Origin of the sequence: Natronorubrum sulfidifaciens JCM 14089 (genome assembly GCF_000337735.1) — an archaeon.
GTDB lineage: Archaea > Halobacteriota > Halobacteria > Halobacteriales > Natrialbaceae > Natronorubrum > Natronorubrum sulfidifaciens.
Genome location: NZ_AOHX01000025.1, coordinates 262,205 through 280,581, shown reverse-complemented (window position 1 = coordinate 280,581; position 18,377 = coordinate 262,205). Strand labels below are relative to the sequence as shown.

The window sequence follows — 18,377 nt, the reverse complement described above, 5'->3', positions numbered from 1 at the left end:
AATGAGCGAAGCCGATGGTGACGAGACGGATGTTCGGCGCGCGGTTGTGTTGGATTACCTCGCACACGGGCTGTCTGACGACGGCCGACCGCAGTACGCGAAGTCACCGGCAGGGTACGCTGTCGGTATCGAGGACTTCCAGCTCTATCAGGTCGCGTTCGACGAGAACGAGCGATTGACCATCGGGAGCGAGGTCGTCGTCGAACCGGCCGCCGAGCGCGATGTCGTCACTGAATGCCATCGCGTCGGGTACGATGCCCTCTCCTCGGGTGCCCAGTCGGAACTCGAGTACGTCGTCGCGGACTTAGTCGCGGAGTACGAGGAGCGCTTCGTCGACTTCTACAACGACGCCCAGCCGATCACGTTGCGACTCCACCAGCTGAATCTGCTGCCGGGGATCGGAAAGAAACTCCGCAACGGCATCCTCGATGAGCGCAAACGCAAGCCGTTCGAGAGCTTCGACGAACTCGCCGAACGCGTTTCGGGACTGCACGATCCAGACGAAATCCTGGTCGAACGCATCCTCGAGGAACTGCGCGAGGACGATCTCAAGTATCGGACGTTCGTCGGCCGGCGCGAGCAAGAACAGAATCAGTAGTCGGGTTCTCGCGGCCAAGACAGTGCGTTTACACCGTCCCCAACCATAGCGACGGCAATGAGAGATCCAGACGCACTGATCGCCCGGGCGGGCGTCCGTGGCGATCCGGACCGTGACCAGCACTTTCTCGTCGACGATCGCGTGCTCGATCGACTGCCGACCTATCTCACGGCCCTCGACGCCGACACGAGCCACCTCCTCGAGATCGGTGGCGGGACGGGCGTGTTGACCGACCGACTGCTCGAGATCGCTGACGAAGTGACCGTCGTCGAGCGTGACCGCGAACTCGCCGCGTTTCTCACCGAGGAGTTCGCCGACGAGGTCGCCGCTGGCGAACTGACCGTGATCGAAGGTGACGCCCTCGAGGTCGAGTTACCCGACTTTACCGCGTCGGTGTCGAACCTCCCCTACGGCGTCTCGAGTGAGATCACGTTCCGGCTGCTCCCCGAAGGGCGGCCACTCGTCTTGATGTTCCAACAGGAGTTCGCCGAGCGGATGGTCGCCGAGCCCGGCACCGCCGAATACGGCCGCCTCTCGGTGTCGACCCAACACTACGCGGACGCCGAACTCGTCGAGTCGATCCCCAAGGAGGCGTTTTCGCCGCCGCCGGCGGTCCAAAGCGCCGTCGTTCGACTCGAGCCTCGCGAACCCGAGTACGAGGTTGATGACGAGGACTTTTTCCTGCGATTCGTCAAGGCGTTGTTCACCCAGCGCCGGAAGACGATCCGCAACGCGATTCGAAACACGGCACACATTTCGGGGCTCGAGGAGCCCGACGCAGTCGTCGAAGCAGCCAGTGAAGACGTCCTTCGAAAGCGGGCCGGCGCGATGGCTCCCGCTGAGTTTGCGGCATTGGCCCAACTCGCCGCCGACGTGAGCGAGATCGGCGACGGGCAGTGATACGGGCTGCTGTCCTGTTTCCCGGCGCGACTGCAGGAGCAACAGTCGCGCCGGAACTGACGGACAGCAGCCCGTATGAGTCGTTCGAACGATCGATTGTGAACCGTTCGCAGCGTCGCATCCGACCGACGGATACTCGTAGCTGCACGGCTCATTCGCTCGAGAGACGAACACAAACTGATGTCCGTGATACTGACTGCACTCGACCGACTGGCGGACGCGTTCGGGCCGAATCTCCGGATCGCGGTGACGCTCGCAGCGGTCGGCGTGTTGTTGCTCGTGTTGCTTTCCTATCGGCAACTGCAGGACTGGCTTAACGAGCGGACCAAGCCGCTGTACAGCGATATCCTGTCGACAGCGGTTCTCATCGGAGCCTGTGCCGGGACACTCGCCGTCGTGCTCGGGGTGTGGGATCTGACCGGCGATATTTATACGATCTACTCGGAAGAACTCGGGCTCGGTGAGGGGATTATCGTTCAGGCGGTCGTGACGTTTATCCTCCTCATTGGGACGTTCATCATCACGCGGTTTGTCAAACGAGTGTTGAATGAGTTCCTCGGCTCCGCGTCGGCCGTCACGGCCCACCAGCGCGAAGTCACCCATCGGATCTCACAGGTCATCATCTGGTCGGTGGCGCTCGTCGTCATCCTCGGTGTCTGGGTCGAAGATCTCGGTGGCCTGCTCGTCGGGGCCGGGTTTCTCGGTATCGTCGTCGGTATGGCCGCGCGCCAGACTCTTGGCACGGTGATCGCCGGCTTCGTGTTGATGTTCGATCGGCCGTTCGAGATCGGCGATTGGATCGAGGTCGAAGACCACGAGGGGATCGTCACCGACATTTCGATCGTCAACACGCGCGTGCAGTCGTTCGACGGCGAGTACATCATGATCCCCAACGACCTCATCTCCTCGAGTATGGTGATGAACCGCTCGAAACGGGGCCGACTCCGGGTCGAGATCGACGTCGGCGTCGACTACACGGCCGACGTCGAACGAGCCGCCGAAATCGCGAACGCGGAGGTCTCCGCCCTCGAGGAGTCGCTGAACGGCCCGTCGCCACAGGTCGTCACCAAGGAGTTCGCCGATTCGGCGGTCGTGCTTGGCGTCCGATTCTGGATCGACAACCCAAGCGCCAGACGACAGGCACAGGCGCGGACGGCCGCGATTCACGCCATCAAGACGGCGTTTGACGACGAAGGGATCAAGATCCCCTACCCACAGCGTGAACTGTCCGGGCGGGCCGAAACCGGTGGCTTTCAGGTCGCCGATGACGGGGCGCGAGCGACGGGCGAGCGTTCGCCCGACGACCACGAGAAGAGCCGAGAGCCACACCACGAGATGACTCCGGAGGACGACTAATGACACTCAGAGAGCAGCGAGAAATCGAGACGGATGTGTATCAGCCAGCGGAGGACTCACAGCTACTCGCCGAGGCAGTCTGTGAACGACTGCCCGCTGACGACGACCAACTCGTCCTCGAGGTCGGCACAGGGTCGGGCTACGTTGCGGGCCGGATCGCTGAGGAGACGCCGGCGCGCGTGATCGCCTCGGATCTGAACCCGCACGCGGTCCGGCAGGCTCGCGGCGAGGGCGTCGAGACGGTTCGTGCCGATCTGGTCGCGCCGTTTGCCGACGGCGCGTTCGACGCGGTCGCGTTCAACCCGCCGTATCTCCCGACCGATCCCGAAAACGAGTGGGACGACTGGATGGAACACGCGCTCTCGGGCGGCGAGGACGGCCGGGCTGTCATCGATCCGTTCCTCTCTCGCGTCGGTCGCGTGCTCGCTCCCGACGGCGTCGTCTACCTGCTCGTCAGCAGTCTGACGGGGGTCGACGAGGTCGTCGAACGGGCCGGTGAGGAAGGGTTTAGCGCCGTTGCCGTCGCCGACGAGTCGTTTCCCTTCGAGACGCTGACGGTGCTCAAACTCTTCCGGTGAGGAGCTAGATACCACGGTCACCGATCAAGGTGGGTACAACTCAGTTCCCAAAGCAATTTGTAATCTGACTAGAGTAGAGCGACATAATGCCCTCCGATAGACGAACGTTTCTCTCGGCAATCGCTTGCGGGAGCGCCGCACTCGCCGGCTGCTCAAGACTGGGCAGTGCTCCGTCTCCTGATGACCCGCCGCCGGCCGGCGTCGATGACCTGCCCGATCCCGGGCGACACATCCTCGGCGCGAACGGGAGGTGGTCGAGTTTCGGTTGTAACGCCGCCAACACTCGTGAAGTCGCGGACGGCGAGGCGCCAGTCGAAGAGGTATCCGAACGCTGGCGCGTCGAGACCGCACAGACGACCTACCACGAACCCGTCGTCGCCGACGGGACCGTCTACCTGCTTGAGGCCCAGTCGCGTCTCCGCGCGCTGGACGCCGACAGCGGCGACGAACTGTGGACGCTCGAGGACACGAGAGCGGTGCCGCTGGTTCGGGGCGGAGTCGTCTACGTCTCGTCGACCGATACCGTCCAGGCACTCGAGGCAGACACCGGCGATCCCCTGTGGGAACGAGAGTTCGAGGTGCCGGGGCGAGTGACCGGCCCGGCGACCTACGCCGGGGATCGACTGATCTGTGGCGCGGGCGAAACCGTCGTCGCACTCGAGGCCGAGACCGGCGAGGAGGAGTGGCGACGCGACGTCTTCGGACAGGTGCTCGACCACGCCGCGTTCGTTATGGGCTACTGGGTTGTCGTCGCCACCGAGGCGGGGATGGTCTACCTGCTCAGTGAGGGTAGTGGGATGGGGGGACGGCGATGGCAACTCCCGGCCGTCCCGATGGCACCACCGAGCGCGGACACGGACACGATCTACGTCAGCTGTCGGGACGGGACGACGTACGCGCTGACCGACGAGGACGGTTACGCGGACGAGGCGTACTGGTCGGCCGACACCGGCTGGACGGAACGTGGTATCTGTGTCGCGAACGGTCGGGTTTTCCTCCGGGGCACCGGAACGCTCCACGCGCTCGGTACCGACGACGGAACCCGCTACTGGAGTCACGATGTCGGCGGCTGGCAACACACCGCGCCAACGTATGGCCGCGAGACCGTGTTTATCGGCGGCGACGCCCTCTACGCACTTGATCCGACTCCGGACGGCGTTCTCGAGGACGGCCCTGCAGTCCGATTCCAACGCGAGTTCGAGGGCCGGGTCGGCCCCGGGCCGGTGCTCGACAACGGCGTGCTCTACGTCGTCGCCGAAGTCGAAGACGGCGAGTACGCGCTCGTCGCCCTCGAGTAGAGTCCCCCTCTGTCCTGTGTTCACAGGAATCGCGAATTCGTCGCCAAACGCGAAGAAACCTGCAAAAATTACTGTAATGCATTACTATGGATGGAAAATATTAAGCGTCGGTATAGCCTAGCCGCTCCCACGATGACTGAGTACGTTTCGACCACGCCGGGGCTGTTTCCGCTCCCGGACTGGGCGAAAGACGACCTCTCGGACCTGAAGGGCCACCAGAAACACGACCTCATCGGCGGCGACGAAGGTGAGGAGATTGCTTCGGTATACGAGCAAGCACGCGCCGAAGTAATCGAGGGCCAGCAAGACGCCGGCCTCGACCGCGTTGTCGAAGGACAGCTTCGCTGGGACGACATGCTCGCCCACCCGCTGGCCGTCCACGACAACGTCGAAACCCGCGGCATCGTCCGCTACTATGACAACAACAACTTCTATCGAGAGCCCGTCGTCAGCGGCGACCTCGAGTTCTCGGGCGACGTTGCAGGCGAACTCGAAGCCGCGTCGGAGCTGACCGACGACCTGCAGGCGGTCCTCCCCGGCCCGTACTCGCTGGCTGACCTCGCCACCGACGAACAGTACGGCGACGAGGCCGAGTTCCTCGGCGCGATTGCCGACTTCCTCGCCGGCGAAGTCGACGCCTTCCCGGATGTCGAAACCCTGTTCCTGCTCGAGCCCTCGCTCGTCGAGAACGCACCCGAAGACGGCACAGACGAACGCGCAAGCGAGGCGATCGATCAGGTCGCTTCCGCGACGGACGCCGACGTCGTCGTCCAGCCCTACTGGGGCGCACTCGAGGAGAAGGTCTACGCCCACCTGCTCGATGCCGACATCGACGCGGTCGGCTTTGACTTCGTCGCAAATCAGGACGACAACCTCTACAACATTCAGGAGTACGGCGCGCCGGCGGACATCTCGCTCGGTCTCGCCGACGGCCAGAACACGCTGGTCGAAGACCCCGAAGCGATCCGCGACCGGGTCGACTGGGTCGAAGGACAGCTACCAGTCGCCGAGTTCGAGACCGTCTACCTGACGACGAACACGGAGACGTTCTATCTGCCATACGCCAAGTACGAGGAGAAACTCGCCGTCCTTGCTGAGGCCGCAGACCTCGCCGAGGTGACCGTCGCATGAGCACAAACGAGAACAAAGACCAGTTCCGACCGGAGGACCACGAAAACGACCACTTCCTGCTGACGACCGTCGTCGGCTCCTACCCGAAGCCCAAATGGCTCAACCGCGCCAAAGAGCTGTATCAGGACCCGGACCACGGCTTCGACGAGGACGACTATCAGGAAGCGAAAGACGACGCCGCCCGCCTTATCACGAACGAACACGAACGCGCAGGGCTCGACGTCGTCGTCGACGGCGAGATGCGCCGCAACGAGATGGTCGAGTTCTTCGCCCACCGTATCGAGGGATACGAGTTCAACGGCCCCGTCAAGGTGTGGGGACACAACTACTTCGACAAGCCAAGCGTCGTGAGCGAGGTCGAGTACACCGACTCGTGGCTCGTCGACGAGTACGAGTTCACCGCTGAGGCGACCGACCGTCCGGTGAAGGTCCCGATCACGGGCCCCTACACGCTCGCCAACTGGTCGTTCAACGAGGCCTACGAGGACGACGACGAACTCACGCTCGCACTGGCCGACCTCGTCAACGAGGAGATCGAAAAGCTCGTCGACGCCGGCGCACGCTACATCCAGATCGACGAGCCCGCCCTCGCGACGACCCCGGACGACCACGCCATCGTCGGCGAAGCGCTCGAGCAGATCGTCGCCGACATTCCCGACGAGGTCCGCATCGGCCTCCACGTCTGTTACGGTGACTACTCCCGGATCTACCCCGAAATTCTGGAGTTCCCCGTCGACGAGTTCGACCTCGAACTCGCCAACGGCGACTACGACCAGCTCGACGTCTTCAAAGACCCCGAGTTCACCGCGGATCTCGCACTCGGCGTCACCGACGTCCACGTCGCTGAGGTCGAGTCCGTCGAGCAGATCGAGGAGAACATCAAGAAAGGCCTCGAGGTCGTTCCCCCGGAACAGCTCGTCGTCTCGCCGGACTGTGGCGTGAAGCTGTTGCCACGCGAAGTCGCCTACGGCAAGATGGCGAACATGGTCGAAGCGGCCCGTAACGTCGAGGCCGACCTCGACGAGGGCACCATCGACATCGAACGCGACACGGCTGCACCCGCAGACGACTAAGCGACTCGCAACCCACCTCGAACCACCGGGCTGTCGCTCGCGACACAGCGACGCCGGGTTGTCGTCTTCGTTTTTGTACCGTTGTCACCGTCACGGCTCGAAAACACCAGTAGTTATTCCTGCTGCGACATGTAATCTGAGGGCTAGAGTGGCCGTTTCATGGCTCCTGTCGACACGTTCCGACGACATCGCTGTCACCTGGTAACCCATATGTCCAAAAGGATACATATGGGGCGCGGCCATACGAGTGCGTAATGACGCAAGTCCCACCACAGCAGCGTGAACTCGACGAGGACGTCGCCGACCACCGCAGCCCCGACCACGACATCGACCCGCTGTTCGTCAACCGCTGGTCGCCGCGCGCGATGACCGGCGAACCGCTCGAGGAAGCCGAATTTCTCCCGCTGTTCGAAGCCGCACGCTGGGCTCCATCGGCATTTAACAACCAGCACTGGCGGTTCGTCTATGCGACACGCGAGGACGACGAGTGGGAGACGTTCGTCGACCTCCTGAGCGAGGGGAACGCGTGGGCAGCCGATGCCGGCGTCCTCGCCGTAATTCTCTCGAAGACGACCTTCGACCACAACGGCGAGCCAGCCCCGGTCCACTCCTTCGACACCGGTGCGGCGTGGGAGAACCTTGCGCTCGAGGGTGCCCGTCGCGGCCTCGCCGTCCACGGGATGGCTGGCTTCGACTACGAGCGCGCTGCCGAGGAACTCGACGTCCCCGAGGAGTTCGCGGTCGAAGCGATGTTCGCCGTCGGCGAGCGCGCGCCGCCAGAAACGCTGCCCGAGGAGCTACAAGAGCGCGAACAGCCAAGCGACCGCAAGCCCCTGTCGGAGATCGTCTTCCAGGGCCGTTTCGAGTAACGCGCTCGCGTCCGTTCGTCGCTCGTATGTATTCGGAACACATTATCCGAGGGACGGCGAACGAAGCGGCGTGTCCCACGACGTACTGATCGCCGGCGAAACGCTGATCGACTTTCTCCCGACTGCTTCAGGCCCGATCGAGGCGGTCGAGGGGTTCGAACGACGACCCGGCGGCGCGCCCGCGAACGTCGCCGTCGCCCTCGCTCGACTCGAGCACACGCCGGCGTTCTGGACCCGCGTCGGCGACGATCCCTTCGGTCGGTACCTCCGTGAAACCCTCCGCGAGTACGGCATCGCCGACCGGTACGTCGAACTGGACCCCGACGCGAAGACCTCACTCGCCTTCGTGACCCACGACGAAACCGGGGACCGTGAGTTCTCGTTTTATCGCGACGACACCGCCGACACGCGCCTCGAGCCGGGACGAATCGACGACGACGTTCTCGCCGACCACGAGTGGGTCCACGCCGGCGGCGTGGCGCTCTCGAGCGGGCGTTCCCGGGAGGCGACCCTCGAGTTGCTCGAGCGAGCCACCGAACGGGACTGTACGGTCTCGTTCGACCCCAACGAGCGCCCGGAGCTGTGGCCAGATGACGACACCTACCGGCGCGTCGTCCGCGACGCACTCGCGAGCGTCGACGTGCTGAAAGCCACCGCGGGCGAACTCGAGCGCCTCGGTTTCGAGGGCGACAGCACCGAGGCGATCGCTCGAGACGCGATGACGGCCGGTCCGTCGGTCGTCTTCGTCACGCGCGGCAGTGAAGGGGCGATCGCCGTCGCCGACGACGGGACGCCGTGGGCGGGCACAGCTTCCCATCCCGGCTACGAACCCGACGTCGTCGATACGACTGGTGCGGGGGACGCTTTCGTCGCCGGCGCGATTGCAGGGTTACGAGAGGATCGTGATCTGGCTGAGACGCTCGCCTTCGCCAACGCCGTCGGTGCCGCCGCGACGACGGCTGCCGGGGCGATGGCGGCACTCCCGACTCGAGCGGCTGTGACGTCGTTCGAAGACTGAACACGCTCAGCGTCCCGCGTCGTCGAACGTGAACACTCGCTCGTCACAGGCGGGACAGACCAGCTTTTCCGACGGCGTCTGCCCGACTGGCGTCGTTTCACCACAGCAACTCGACTGCGTGATGGTCAACTCGGTCTCACAGAGTGGACACGTCTCGAGCAGCGAGCGCATCGGTCGGCCGGCGGCGCGACGAACCGGGGCGGCATCGACGTGGGACTCGAGGGCGCACACGGCGGCGAGTTCGGCGATGGCGACGCTCCGCCGAAGCGTGACGGGGGTGCCGCCATCGCGCTCGAGGACGAGCATCGGCCGGCTCCAGTTACGGCCCGCGCGGGCGTCGATCGACGACTCGGTTTGTTCGTCGGCGATCCGTGCGAGCGTGGCCAACTCGGCCTCCCGAAGCGTTCGCATCTCGCGTCGCCAGTCGTCGCGAACGTCGTCTGTAAGCTGGATATCGTCTCCCTCGGGGACGAGAACTCCGGCCTCGAGGAGTGTCCTGAGAACGTCTTTGCCGGTTGGCTCGGCTGCACTGGGCGTCCCGTCGGCTGTGGTACTCGAGTCCGACAGCGAGCCGCTGGCAGCGGCTGGCTGTCCGTGATCGAATGGGTCGATCGGCAACGCGGCGACGAGTGCGGGCGCGAACCGCGGCGTGTACGGCACGACGTAGCCACGAAGAGCGATCGCTGCCGTGCCGACGACGGCAACTGCCCCGGCGATGGTCCGCCGTCCCAAGAGGGTGAGCGTGCCGACAAGAGCGGCCAGCAGGACGCTGTTGGTAATTGTACACGGCCAACATCGGTTCTCGCCGGTGTACTCGCGCCGTCGAATCCGCTCGAGAGGGTCGATCATGGACCATGCGTTCCGAGTGCACTGTCTTGAGTGTAGCGCCAGCAATACCTTTTTTTGTAACAGGTCTAAGGTTCAGCCAGTGATGGACACGCGTGTGATAGTGACCCGACGATCAACGCTGAGTGGCCGCCAGCAGCGTCACTCATCAGGCTCTTGCCGGCCGAGCGGTCTCCAAGCGCCACTGCAAATGAGAGTTTCCCATGGACAGTGACGAACTCACCGAGATACTCGAGGACGCGGGCCTCTCGCCGTATCAGGCCGACGCGTTCGTGACGCTGCTCGGCCTCGGCTCGGCCTCGGCGACCGACATTGCACAGGCCAGTTCGGTTCCCGACCCGCGAATTTACGACGTCCTGCGAGATCTCGAGGACGCCGGCTACATCGAGACGTACGAACAGGACAGCTTACACGCTCGAGCGCACGATCCGGCGGACGTGCTCGCGGATCTGCGCTCGCGTGCCAATCGGTTCGAGACTGCAGCCGAGGAGATCGAAGACCGCTGGAGTCGCCCGGATCTCGAGGACCACAAAGTCAGTATTGTCAAACGACTCGATACCGTCTTGGCGCAGGCCGACGAGCTGATTCGGGCGGCGACGAATCAGGTTCAGATCGGCCTGACACCGTCGCAGTTTCGTGACCTCTCGGATGCGCTCGAGACCGCGACCGAAAACGGCGTCGACGTGAAGGTCTGTCTGTTCCCACAGACGGGGGCCGAGCCGGAGCTCCCGTCGACCGACGAGCTTTCCCGGGCGTGTACGGAGGCCCGCTACCGAGACATTCCGTCGCCGTTTCTGGCGTTGATCGACCGGTCGTGGACGTGTTTCTCACCGCACGGTGGGTCGACAAACGAGTACGGCGTCATCGTCGATGATCGAACCCACGCATACGTCTTCAACTGGTACTTCCAGACCTGTCTCTGGGAGGTCCACGAGACGATCTACTCGGCACGCGACGACGAGTTGCCGATCACCTACGTCGATCTCCGGCAGTGTCTCCGGGATATCGTCCCGCTGCTCGAGGACGGTCGGCAGGTCGATGCGACGATCCACGGCTTCGAGACGGATACAGGACACGAAGTGATCCAACACGGGACGATCACCGACAGCACCTACGCTGGAGTCTCGACGAGTGACGATCGTGAGACGCCGCTTACACAGCTGGCGGGCGAAGCCTCGCTGACGATTTCGACCGACGACGGAACGTACACCGTCGGCGGCTGGGGTGCGATGATCGAGGATTTCGAAGCGACACGGATCACGCTCGAGTCGATCGACTGATACTTCCGGCCAGCACGATTCGACGGTCGGTCGCGGATTCGCGGCCGACGTCTCACGGACTGCGGTCCGACAGTATGACTACTTCTCGTTCCGATCGCTGTACCGAGATCGTCTCGACGGTGAACAACCGGTAGAGACAGTGCATGGCTGATTCTGGAACAGCACATGCTCTCGGTTTTCGCGGACTGAGCTTGTTAACTACACCTGTTGTACCTCACCAGTAATTATAAATAGCAGAGACTGTCATATTCTTTCCTATGAGTGAGAGATACTCACAGGGGAACGAACAGATCGACTCGAGCGTCTCACGGCGGACGTTCGTCAAGGCAGCGGGCGCAGGCGGGGCCGCAGTCGGCCTCGCAGGCTGTATCTACGGCGACTCGGCGTCAGAGGACGCCGTCGTATGGGGATTCGACCCGAACGCAGAGGACGCAGTCGGTGACGAGATCATCGACCTCCTCGAGGAGAACGGGGCCGACGGGATCGACATCCAGTTGCAACCCGGCGACGAGGACACGGACGATCGACGGGACTCGTACACGAACCTGCTGCAGGCTGAGGAGACTCAACCGGATCTGTTCTTGATGGACAACGGCTGGGTAAACGTCTTCATCCAGCGCGGCCACATCGCCAACCTGAGCGAGGAACTCGACGACGAGGATCTCTCGCTCGTCGAAGACGAGTATTTCGAGTCCTTTACCGAGACGGCCCGCGATCCGGAGACGGGCGACCTCTACGGCGTTCCGATCTTCCCGGACTACCCGACGATGCAGTACCGCAAGGACTACGCCCGGGAGGCCGGCTACGACGACGACGACTTCGAGGAGTGGGCCACCGAGCCGATGACGTGGCAGGAGTGGGCCGAGGTCACCGAAGAGATCGTCGAGGCCTCCGACGCGGAGTACGGCCTCGCAACCCAGTGGGACCAGTACGAGGGAACCGCTTGCTGTACGTGGAACGAGGTCATGTCCTCGTTCGGTGGTGCGTACTTCGGCGGCTTCGACAACCTCTTCGGCCCGATCGGCGAGCGCGACGTGACTGTCGACGAACCCGAGTTTATCGAGGGCCTGCAGATGATGCGGACGTTCGTCGCCGAGGAGGCAGACGAACACACCCTCGAGGACGAGTACCCGCTCGGCCTCGCCACCTCGGATATCACCTCTTGGACGGAAGAAGACGCCCGTGAGGCGATCCTCGACGGGGATGCGGTCATGCAGCGCAACTGGCCGTACACGATCAACGAAAATCTCGGAAGCGAGGATCACGACCTCACAGTCGACGACTACGGTGCGATGCCGATGCCCTACGCCGTGACCGAAGACGAGGCCGCCCAGCCCGGAACCGGCGGCTCGACGTCCGCCCTCGGTGGCTGGCACATCGTGTTGAACCCTAACTCACAGAACAAAGAGGAGGCGCTCGAGGTTCTCCGTGCGGCGATGACCGACGAGTTCAATCTCGGCATGTTCGATCTCTACGGATGGATTCCACCGAAGCCGGCCCTGTTCGACACCGAGGACGCCGAATCGGTCGAGCCGATGGGACACTACATGGACACGCTTCGTGTCGCCGGGGAGAACGCAATGCCTCGACCCGTGACGACGGTCTGGCCGGACCAATCCAGTCTCATCGCCGAGGAAGTCAACCTCGCCGTTGCCGGAGACAAAAGTCCTGAAGATGCAGCGGCGGATCTGCAGGACGGACTCGAAGCCACGGAAGAGTAAGGATGAGCACAGAAGACCGGACGACGGGACCCACCCGGCAATCGAATCGGTCGGGGCCGGTCGTCGCGATCACGCGCTGGATGGAGAACCTCGGCGAAACAGGGTTCGCCTACCTGCTGTTGACGCCGGTCATGCTCCTGTTGAGCGCAATCGCGCTGTATCCGCTCTTGCGGACGTTCGAGCTGTCGCTGTATCAGAACGTGCTCTCTGACCCGGAGTTCGTCGGCCTCGAGAACTACGTCCAGCTGTTCACCGGCGGTGCGAGCGCGCGGCTCCCCGGCTCGACGACGTTCTTACCCGGCGTGAGCACGAGCGGGAGCTTCCCGTTCGTCCACGTCGAGGGACTGCTCCGAAGCGCACTCGCGGTGACGCTGATTTTCACCGTCGTGAGTGTCTTCTTCGAAACGATCATCGGCTTCGGACAGGCGCTGGTCCTCGACCAGGACTTCCGTGGCCGACGCTGGGTCCGCGCCGCGATCATCATCCCGTGGGCGATTCCGATCGTCATTCAGGGAATGATCTTCTACCTGATGTTCCACCCGAGCGCCGGCTTCCTGACGGGACCACTTTCGAACTTGGGGATCATCGCGTCGACGAATACGCTCAACGATCCGTTCAGCTCGCTGTTGATCATCACGGTCGCGGACATCTGGAAGACGACGGCGTTCATGGCGTTGCTCATCCTCGCCGGGCTCCAGAGCATCGATCGGAGCCTCTACGACGTGGCGAAAGTCGCTGGCGCGACCAAATGGCAACAGTTCAAGCTGATTACGTTCCCGCTGGTGTTGCCCGCCCTCGGGATCGCGGTGTTGTTCCGAACTATCGACGCAATGCGGATCTACGGCCTCATCGACTCGGTGTCGGGCTGTACGACCGTCCCGTCGCTGTCGTGTATGGTCGTCGAGACGTTCAACACGAACCGTGGCCTCGCGGCCGCCGTCGCGTTCGTCACGGCCGGCCTCATCGCGATCGCCGTAATGGGCGTCATCTACCAGCAGTACAAGGAGGGGTTCTGAGATGGGGACCGAACCCGACCCCGCTCAGACAGCTGACGACGAAATGGGACCACTCGAGCGATGGACTCACGGCGTCGTCAACGATCAGGAAAAGCGCAACCGACTGTACAAGGCGCTGTTCTACGTTGCAGCGGCGTTTTTCCTCGTCACGACACTGTTCCCGTTCTACTGGCTGTTGGTGTTGGCACTGACACCCAGCGTTCGACAGGCAGATTGGAACGTCTCCATCCCGCTGCTTGGCGAGGTTCCGTTCCCGACGCCACAGGGGTTCAACGTCCACGCGTTCGTCGAGGTGTTCCAACAGGTGCCGTTCCACCTCTACGTGTTCAACAGCTTCGTGCTCGCGACGACGACGACGATCATCGTCCTGTTGCTTGCGAGCCTCGCAGGCTACGTCTTCGGCCGCCTCGAGTTCCCCGGCCGCGGCCTGATGATGCTCGCCATTCTGGCGGTGTCGTACTTCCCGCCGGCGGCGTTCCTGATCCCGCTGTTCGATGCGTTCCTCGGGAACGCAGTCGTCGTTCCCTTCCTCGGGATCGAACTATTCGAGCCGCCGCGGCTCGTCAACACGCCGGGCTCGATGATCATGCCCTTCAGCGCGTTGTTCCTCCCGCTGTCGATTTTCATCCTCACCACGTTCTACGCACAGATTCCGGACGGACTCGAAGATGCGGCACGCGTCGAAGGAACGACCAGACTGGGCGCGCTGTTTCGCGTGATCATGCCGCTTTCGGCACCCGGTGTCGCCACGGCAGCCGTGTTGACGTTCATCGCCGTCTACAACGAGTACTTCTTCAGCTCGATTATGGCGCTGAACAACCAGCCCGAGCAGTGGTCGCCATTGGTGGGCGGGATCTTGAGCTACCAGACCCAGTACACGACTGACTTCAACCTGATGGCAGCCGCCAGTATCGTCGGCGTGTTGCCCATGCTGATCATCGTCGTGGTCGCACAGGAAAAGATCGTGAGCGGACTGACCGAGGGCGCACTCAAAGAGTAATCATGGCACGAGTACACTTAGACGACGTAACGAAACGCTACGAAGATATCATCGCCGTCAACGAGATGAACCTCGAGATTCGGGACGGCGAGTTCGTCTGTCTCGTCGGCCCCTCCGGCTGTGGCAAGTCGACGACGATGGAGACCATCGCCGGGCTGACGAAACCGACGGAGGGAACGGTGACGATCGGTGAGACAGACGTCACCGATCTGCCGCCGAAAGACCGTGGGGTCTCGATGGTCTTCCAGAACATCGCCCTGTTTCCCCACATGGACGTCTACGACAACATCTCCTTTGGCCTCCGACTACGGAAGTTCGACAAAGACGAGATCGATCGTCGCGTCCAGGAGGCCTCCGATGTCGTCCAGCTCGAGGGGATGCTCGACCGGGAGCCAAACGAGCTTTCGGGCGGCCAACAACAGCGTGTTGCGATCGCACGCGCGATCGTCCGCAAACCCGACGTCTTCCTGATGGACGAACCGCTCGCCAATCTGGACGCGAAGCTGCGCGTTCACATGCGCACCGAACTCCAGCGACTCCACAAACAGCTGGATACGACGATCATCTACGTCACCCACGACCAGGCCGAGGCGATGACGATGTCCGACCGGATCGCGGTCATCAACGCCGGCGAACTCCAGCAGATCGATCCACCGCTGGTCTGTTACAACGAGCCCGCAAACCGGTTCGTTGCCGGCTTCATCGGCTCCCCGTCGATGAACTTCGTCGAAGGCGACCTGACCGGTGACGGACTCACGACCGACCATTTCGACCTCGAGTTCGATTCCGACGCCCTCGAGACGGTCGCCGACGACATCACGATGGGCGTTCGCCCGGAAGACATCTACCTCGAGCACGAAGCCGACTCGACGACGAGCGCGTCCGAGACGGTCGAGGCGCGAACGGACGTCCTCGAGCCGATGGGTGATGAGATCTTCGTCTATCTCTCACTCGACGGCGCGAGCAGCGAACTGATGACCAGCGACGAGGCATCGGCCGCGTCGAACCAGCTGCTGATGAGCGTCGATCCGGACACGGAGATCGACGCGAACGAATCCGTGTCGATCGTTCTCGACCGGTCGAAGATTCACCTGTTCGAGACGGCTTCGGGTGAGGCGATCGCCCACGGAATCGCTGCCCTCTCGGACGGAATGTCGACGGCGAGCGTGGCTCCGGAGGCCGACTCGGGAGGCCAACATGAGTGAACTCGTCGCCGTCGTCTACTACGGTGGCCTGACGGTCCTGTTTTTCTTCTGGATCTACGGGATCGTCTCGTTCGCACTCGACGTGAAAAACAAGCTCATCCCCACAGTTCGACAGTATCGACGCGCGAGAACCCAACGCAGCCGACAAGAGGAACACGACAATGAGAGACAGGACCGAGAAGAGCAGTTGTACTGATCGCACCGACGACGCCAAGTCGCAGCGAGGTTCCGACGCGACCCACCCAGTGGAGGAGCGATGACGGCGGAGCCACCAGCCGTCCGAACCGGTATCGTCGGTCTCGGCAACATCGGCCAGTATCACGCCGATCGCCTCGAGGAACTCGGTGTTCCGATCGTCGGCGGGATGGACGTCTCGGCCGAGGCTCGCGACCGGTTCGCCGAGCGCTACGGCGTCGATGTCTACGACGATCATCACGATCTCTACGACGTCGCCGACGCCGTCGTGATCACGACCCCGAACAGGTTCCACGAGGCGTACGCCGTCGACGCCTTCGAGCGCGACCTCCATACGCTCCTCGAGAAGCCACTGGCACACTCGGTCGAGAGCGCCGAACGGATCGTCGCGGCGGCTGAAACGACTGACGGAACGTGCATGATCGGCTTCAACAACCGGTTTCGAAACACAGTCCGACTCCTCAAAGAGCGAATCGACAGCGGCCAACTCGGCGAGATCACCCACGTCGAGGCCAACTACGTCCGCCGGCGTGGCATCCCCGGCCGCGGCTCGTGGTTCACCCGGCGCGAGGTTTCCGGCGGCGGCGCGCTCATCGACCTCGGCGTCCACGCCATCGACCTCGCGCTGCACCTGCTCGGTGAACCGACCGTTGAGGAGGTCTCGGGTGTCACCCGATCGGAGTTCGGCTCCCGCGAGGAGTATACGTATCTCGAGATGTGGGGCGACGACAGCGGCCCCGACGCGTTCGACGTCGACGACTCTGCCAGCGGCTTCATCCGCTGTGCGGACAACCGAACGATCTCACTCGAGGTCGCGTGGGCCACGAATCGGCCGCCGACCCACGACTTCGTCGTCCGAGGAACGGAGGCCGCGGCCCGATTCGACCTGCTCGAGAACGAGCTCACGATTCATTCGGCGAGTTCTGACGGCGCTGATCACTTCGTCGATACGACGATCGAACCGGCGGAGAACGATCCACACGCGGACGAACAGCGGGCGTTCTTCGAGGCAATCGACGCCGGGCGAACCGTCGGTGGCGGCGTCGAGCAAGCACTGACCGTACAGCAGATCGTCGACGCCATCTATCGCTCGAGCGAGGACGGGCAGACGGTCGCGGTGAACGAGCCCCCACGGGCTCACTAACCGGACCGGCCACGCGTTCGGTCGATTCGACTCGAGTCAGTGGACACCCCTGTGCGAGACAGAAATCGGCACGTAGTGACGCCTCTATGATTAAATTACAGCCATATATCCGATGAATTTATACTGGTCGAAGTCCTCGAGTTCAACGTATGGATATCGGCGTTCACACCCCGCCACTGGCAGACGAATCGCTCGAGGGAGCCCTCGAATACCTTTCTGAGATCGGCGTCGACGCAATCGAACCCGGCGTCGGCGGCTACCCTGGCGACGCCCACCTCGTCCGCCGAGACTACCTCGACGACGAGGACGCACAGGCCGAATTACACGACCTGCTCGCGGAGTACGACATGCGCGTCAGCGCACTCGCAACGCACAACAATCCACTCCACCCGGACGACGAGCAGGCCGAAACCGCGGATACCGAACTGCGCGAAGCGATCCGTCTCGCCGACCAGCTCGGCGTCGACACCGTCACCTGCTTTTCGGGCCTGCCAGCCGGTGGTCCCGACGACGAGGTGCCGAACTGGATCACCGCGCCGTGGCCGAGCGAACACGCCGACGCCCACGAGTACCAGTGGGACGTTGCGATCGAGTACTGGGCCGACCTCGCGGCGTTCGCCGACGACCACGGCGTCGACCTCGCGCTCGAGATGCACCCCAACATGCTCGTCTATGAACCCCACGGGATGGCTCGCCTGCGCGAGGCGACGAACGAACGCGTCGGTGCGAACTTCGACCCCTCACACCTGTACTGGCAGGGGATTTCGATCACCGACGCGATCCGCTATCTCGACGACGCGATCCACCACTTCCACGCCAAGGACACGCGGATCTACGAGGAGCAGGCCCGGGAGAAAGGCGTTCTCGACACGACTGACTACGACGACGAGCCCAACCGGTCGTGGCTGTTCCGCTCGGTCGGCTACGGCCACGGCGAAGACCACTGGAAAGACGTCGTCTCGACGCTGCGAATGGTCGGCTACGACGGTGCCCTGAGCATCGAACACGAGGACTCGCTGACGAGTTCGCGGGAAGGCCTCGAGAAGGCAGTCAACCTCCTCGAGCGTGCGGTTTTCCGCGAACAGCCCGGCGAGGCGTACTGGGCCGAGTAGCCGCGTCGCTACCCCGACCGTCTCTCGAGTCGATTCA

Annotated in this window: 18 protein-coding genes; 17 read left to right on the top strand and 1 reads right to left on the bottom strand. The window is 63.3% G+C overall.

The annotated features are described in order from the left end of the window. The first annotated feature begins 1 nt into the window (after nt 1). The 9 genes from C495_RS02625 to C495_RS02585 all read left to right on the top strand — a co-directional run bounded on the left by C495_RS02625 (nt 2) and on the right by C495_RS02585 (nt 8,821). Nucleotides 2–598 carry a DUF655 domain-containing protein gene (locus C495_RS02625; RefSeq protein WP_008159735.1) on the top strand — a complete coding sequence of 199 codons (597 nt, stop codon included), beginning with the start codon at nt 2–4 and terminating at the stop codon, nt 596–598. Between the two features lie 57 nt (nt 599–655). Then, a complete protein-coding gene (locus tag C495_RS02620; protein ID WP_008159733.1) occupies nt 656–1,498 on the top strand; it encodes a 16S ribosomal RNA methyltransferase A in 843 nt (280 codons plus the stop codon). A gap of 180 nt (nt 1,499–1,678) precedes the next feature. Beyond that, nucleotides 1,679–2,854, top strand: a complete 1,176-nt coding sequence (locus C495_RS02615; RefSeq protein WP_008159731.1) for a mechanosensitive ion channel family protein — start codon at nt 1,679–1,681, stop codon at nt 2,852–2,854. Then, nucleotides 2,854–3,432, top strand: coding sequence for a HemK2/MTQ2 family protein methyltransferase (locus C495_RS02610; RefSeq protein WP_008159729.1), 579 nt, complete (start codon nt 2,854–2,856; stop codon nt 3,430–3,432). Before C495_RS02615 ends, C495_RS02610 begins: the two co-directional genes overlap by 1 nt. An 86-nt stretch (nt 3,433–3,518) precedes the next feature. Further along, entirely contained in the window at nt 3,519–4,730 is a 1,212-nt protein-coding gene (locus C495_RS02605) for an outer membrane protein assembly factor BamB family protein (protein ID WP_008159728.1), read from the top strand. A 132-nt stretch (nt 4,731–4,862) separates the two neighbouring features. Beyond that, nucleotides 4,863–5,861 (top strand): hypothetical protein, encoded by a 999-nt coding sequence (locus C495_RS02600; protein WP_008159727.1) that lies wholly within the window; start codon nt 4,863–4,865, stop codon nt 5,859–5,861. Next, complete coding sequence (locus C495_RS02595; RefSeq protein ID WP_008159726.1) at nt 5,858–6,934, top strand: methionine synthase; 1,077 nt, start codon at nt 5,858–5,860, stop codon at nt 6,932–6,934. Before C495_RS02600 ends, C495_RS02595 begins: the two co-directional genes overlap by 4 nt. Nucleotides 6,935–7,188: 254 nt before the next feature. Further along, nucleotides 7,189–7,803, top strand: coding sequence for a nitroreductase family protein (locus C495_RS02590; protein WP_008159725.1), 615 nt, complete (start codon nt 7,189–7,191; stop codon nt 7,801–7,803). A 70-nt stretch (nt 7,804–7,873) separates the two neighbouring features. Beyond that, a complete protein-coding gene (locus tag C495_RS02585; protein WP_008159724.1) occupies nt 7,874–8,821 on the top strand; it encodes a carbohydrate kinase family protein in 948 nt (315 codons plus the stop codon). 6 nt (nt 8,822–8,827) lie between these two features. On the opposite strand, the gene C495_RS02580 is transcribed toward C495_RS02585, so the two are convergent. After that, the gene (locus C495_RS02580) at nt 8,828–9,670 is read right to left on the bottom strand and encodes a hypothetical protein (RefSeq protein WP_008159723.1); all 843 of its coding nucleotides are present in this window, start codon (nt 9,668–9,670) and stop codon (nt 8,828–8,830) included. A gap of 200 nt (nt 9,671–9,870) precedes the next feature. On the opposite strand from C495_RS02580, the gene C495_RS02575 reads away from it, so the two are divergent. The 8 genes from C495_RS02575 to C495_RS02540 all read left to right on the top strand — a co-directional run bounded on the left by C495_RS02575 (nt 9,871) and on the right by C495_RS02540 (nt 18,340). Continuing rightward, entirely contained in the window at nt 9,871–10,947 is a 1,077-nt protein-coding gene (locus C495_RS02575; protein WP_008159721.1) for a TrmB family transcriptional regulator, read from the top strand. A 257-nt stretch (nt 10,948–11,204) separates the two neighbouring features. Continuing rightward, on the top strand, nt 11,205–12,668 hold the full coding sequence (locus C495_RS02570; protein WP_008159718.1) for an extracellular solute-binding protein: 1,464 nt from the start codon (nt 11,205–11,207) through the stop codon (nt 12,666–12,668). A 2-nt stretch (nt 12,669–12,670) separates the two neighbouring features. Beyond that, the gene (locus C495_RS02565; RefSeq protein WP_008159717.1) at nt 12,671–13,684 is read left to right on the top strand and encodes a carbohydrate ABC transporter permease; all 1,014 of its coding nucleotides are present in this window, start codon (nt 12,671–12,673) and stop codon (nt 13,682–13,684) included. A gap of 1 nt (nt 13,685) precedes the next feature. After that, a complete protein-coding gene (locus tag C495_RS02560; RefSeq protein ID WP_008159715.1) occupies nt 13,686–14,684 on the top strand; it encodes a carbohydrate ABC transporter permease in 999 nt (332 codons plus the stop codon). A gap of 2 nt (nt 14,685–14,686) precedes the next feature. Further along, nucleotides 14,687–15,889: an ABC transporter ATP-binding protein gene (locus C495_RS02555; protein WP_008159713.1), complete on the top strand. Its 1,203-nt coding sequence runs from the start codon at nt 14,687–14,689 to the stop codon at nt 15,887–15,889. Then, nucleotides 15,882–16,085, top strand: coding sequence for a hypothetical protein (locus C495_RS02550; RefSeq protein WP_008159711.1), 204 nt, complete (start codon nt 15,882–15,884; stop codon nt 16,083–16,085). Before C495_RS02555 ends, C495_RS02550 begins: the two co-directional genes overlap by 8 nt. A gap of 60 nt (nt 16,086–16,145) precedes the next feature. Continuing rightward, the gene (locus C495_RS02545) at nt 16,146–17,228 is read left to right on the top strand and encodes a Gfo/Idh/MocA family protein (RefSeq protein ID WP_008159709.1); all 1,083 of its coding nucleotides are present in this window, start codon (nt 16,146–16,148) and stop codon (nt 17,226–17,228) included. A gap of 149 nt (nt 17,229–17,377) precedes the next feature. Then, a complete protein-coding gene (locus C495_RS02540; RefSeq protein WP_008159707.1) occupies nt 17,378–18,340 on the top strand; it encodes a sugar phosphate isomerase/epimerase family protein in 963 nt (320 codons plus the stop codon). Nucleotides 18,341–18,377: the final 37 nt, after the last annotated feature.